Source organism: Streptomyces triticirhizae (assembly GCF_003696235.1).
Classification (GTDB): Bacteria; Actinomycetota; Actinomycetes; order Streptomycetales; family Streptomycetaceae; genus Streptomyces; species Streptomyces triticirhizae.
Genome location: NZ_RFFJ01000336.1, coordinates 1 through 3,238 on the forward strand (window position 1 = coordinate 1; position 3,238 = coordinate 3,238).

2 protein-coding genes and 1 pseudogene are annotated in these 3,238 nt (G+C 73.7%); all 3 read left to right on the forward strand.

Features of this window, described 5'->3' with window-relative positions; translation table 11 throughout:
- Positions 1-292, forward strand: a pseudogene (locus EBN88_RS29225) (hypothetical protein); the annotation flags it as partial.
- Positions 293-493: 201 nt separating this feature from the next.
- Positions 494-1,951, forward strand: coding sequence for a N,N-dimethylformamidase beta subunit family domain-containing protein (locus EBN88_RS29230; RefSeq protein WP_122400010.1), 1,458 nt, complete (start codon positions 494-496; stop codon positions 1,949-1,951).
- 127 nt (positions 1,952-2,078) lie between these two features.
- A complete protein-coding gene (locus EBN88_RS29235) occupies positions 2,079-2,993 on the forward strand; it encodes a phosphoribosylaminoimidazolesuccinocarboxamide synthase (RefSeq protein WP_122400011.1) in 915 nt (304 codons plus the stop codon).
- Positions 2,994-3,238 lie beyond the last annotated feature (245 nt).

Here is a 3,238-nt window from a genome sequence, read left to right on the forward strand (position 1 = left end):
CGGCGGCGCGGTGGGGCCGCTGCCGTTCCCGCCCCAACCGCCGCGCGGGCGGCGGGAGTCGCTCGTCGACCATGTGGCCGCCGCCGTCTGCTGCGCGGCGGCCGACACGGCGGGCGCCTCGCCGGGCCTCGACTGGCTGGACGGCCCGGTGCTGCGCACCGTCGCCGGCGGGCGCGCCCAGGACCTGACCACCACGGTGCACAGCCTGGTCGACGACGGGGACCCGGCGCCGCTGCGCGACTGGCTCGCGGCGGCCGGCGTCCGTTCCGACAAGCCGGTGCGGCTGGTCTGACGCCCGGCCGGGTCCCGCCCCGACCGGCCCTGCGGGCGGTCGGTCCGGTTTTCCGGGCACGGGTCTCGACACACTTCGCCCGAAGCGCCAATATCACGCAAACACCTCCGGTCAATCCCGCGACAAACGGTGACCGCGCGCTCGCCATATGTGATGTGCTGGGTGGCGGCACGACCACACCGGAGGTGCAGGGAGGGGAGCTTGACAGAGAGCAACGGGCGTATTCGCCGCTGGGAGGTGGGGACGCTCTCACACGCGGTGTCCGATCCGTACGGGCAGGGTCCGCTGCCCTGGCTGCGGTCCAGCGAGGGCCACTTCTACGACGCGGGCTACGCGTTGCCCGCCCAGCGCGTCGAGTCCAGCCCCTCGGGGCCGCGCACCGCCGACGACGTGGGCTGCCAGATCAAGGGCTTCGTCTCCGAGGGGGCGGTGGAGCCGGGGCAGGCGTTGGACTTCCGGGTGACGGTCGACCCGCCGCAGGAGTTCACCATCGACGTCTACCGGATCGGCCACTTCGCGGGCGACGGCGCGCAGTTACTGCTGCGCAGCCCCAAGCTGATGGGGATCAGCCAGCCGCCGCCGCTGATCGCCGGGCGCACCGCCTCCTGCCACCACTGGTGGCTCTCCTGGCGGCTCCAGGTGCCGCCGGACTGGCAACCGGGCGCCCATGTCGCGGTGTTGACGACGGCGGACGGCGCGTTCCGTTCCCACGTCCCGTTCGCGGTGCGCGACGACCGGCCGGCCGACCTGCTGCTGGTGCTGCCCGACGTGACCTGGCAGGCGTACAACCTCTTCCCCGAGGACGGCCAGGCCGGCGCCAGCCTCTACCACGGCTGGGACGCCAACGGCCGGCTGCTCGGCGAGCAGGACGCCTCCGTCACGGTCTCCTTCGACCGCCCCTACGCCGGCGCCGGGCTGCCGCTGCACGCGGGTCACGCCTACGACTTCATCCGCTGGGCCGAGGGATACGGCTACGACCTCTCCTACGCGACCGCGCGCGACCTGCACGCCGGGCGGGTGGACGCGGCCCGCTACCGGGGGCTGGTCTTCTCCGGGCACGACGAGTACTGGTCGGTGCCGATGCGGCGGGCCGTGGAGGACGCCAGGGAGATCGGCACCTCGCTGGTCTTCCTGGCCGCCAACTCCATGTACTGGCAGGTCTCGTTGGGTCCGCTGCCCTCGGGCGACCCGGACCGGCTGCTGCACTGCCGCAAACGGCAGGGGCCGGGCCGCGCCGTGCTCTGGCGCGAACAGGGCCATCCGGAACAGCTGTTGCTCGGCATCCAGTACGCGGGGCGGGTGCCCCGGCCCAGCCCGCTGGTGGTGCGCAAGGCCGACCACTGGCTGTGGGACTCGACGGGCGCGGCCGAGGGGCAGGAGCTGCCGGGGCTGGTCGCGGGCGAGGCGGACCGTTACTTTCCGCGCACCCCGCTGCCGGACACGCTCAGCCGGGTGCTGCTGGCGCACTCGCCGTTCGAGGACGAGAACGGGGTGCTCCGGCACCAGCAGACCTCGCTGTACCAGGCGGCCAGTGGCGCCTGGGTGTTCGCATCGGGCACCTTCGCCTGGTCGCCAGCGCTGGCCAGGCCCGGCCACACCAACCGCGTGATCCAACGCGCGACCGCCAATCTGTTGGATCGCATCTGCAAACGAGAGTGAGGTGCCCGGCGCGGCGGGGCGGGGCACCGCGCACACCCGCCCGCAGGGGCGCCACCCGCCTACGGGACAATGGGGACGGACAGGACCAGCCCGCTTCCATCCACCCCGCGAGTCGCCAGGAGGCGCAGTGCCAGGATTCGTCGAGCAGCCCGAGCCGTTGGATGTCCCCGGCCTTGTGCACCTGCACACCGGGAAGGTGCGGGACCTCTACCGCAACGAGGCCGGCGAGCTGATCATGGTCGCCAGCGACCGGGTCTCCGCCTACGACTGGGTGCTCAGCAGCGAGATCCCGGACAAGGGGCGCATCCTCACCCGGCTCTCGCTGTGGTGGTTCGACCAGCTCGCCGACCTGGTGCCGGGGCATGTCATCAGCACCGACCCGCCCAAGGGCGCGCCCGAGGACTGGGCGGGGCGGACCATGGTCTGCCGGCCGCTGGAGATGGTGCCGGTGGAGGCCGTCGCCCGTGGCTACCTCACCGGCTCGGGGCTCGCCGAGTACCGCGAGCACCGCACCGTCTGCGGGCTCGCCCTCCCTGAGGGCCTGGAGGACGGCTCCGAACTCCCGGCGCCGATCTTCACGCCGGCCACCAAGGCGGAGGTCGGGGACCACGACGAGAACGTCTCCTACGAGGAGGTCGCCCGCCGGGTCGGCGCCGAGACGGCGGCCCAGCTGCGGCAGACCACCCTGGCGATCTACCACCGCGCGCGGGACATCGCCCGGGACCGGGGGGTGATCCTCGCGGACACCAAGTTCGAGTTCGGGCGGCCCATCGGTGAGGGAACGGAACGGCCGCTGGTGCTGGCCGACGAGGTGCTCACGCCGGACTCCTCGCGCTTCTGGCGGAAGTCGGAGTGGCAGCCGGGGCGGCCCCAACGGCCCTATGACAAGCAGTACATCAGGGACTGGCTGATCTCGCCGGCGGCCGGCTGGGACCACCGGGGGGACGCCCCTCCGCCGCCGCTGCCGGACCATGTGGTCGAGCAGACGCGGGAGCGCTACACGGAGGTCTACCAACTGCTGACCGGCAACGCCTGGGACTGATCCGCCCCGGCGGCTCACTCGTCCGTGTGAAACCCCGGCCGCCGCCCACGCGTTCGGCGCCCCGTCCGCCGGCCGCCCCCGAACCGCCGGCGTCCCCTTGCCCCTTCACCCGCGCGAGTGATCTTTCCGGGGCGCCGGAGACGGGCCCGGGCCCGCCCGGACGGACGTCTCCGCGCGACGGCCGCCGGCGCGGCGCGGACCGGCCGCGTGACCGGAACGGGCGGCCCAGCCGCCGAGCCGGCACC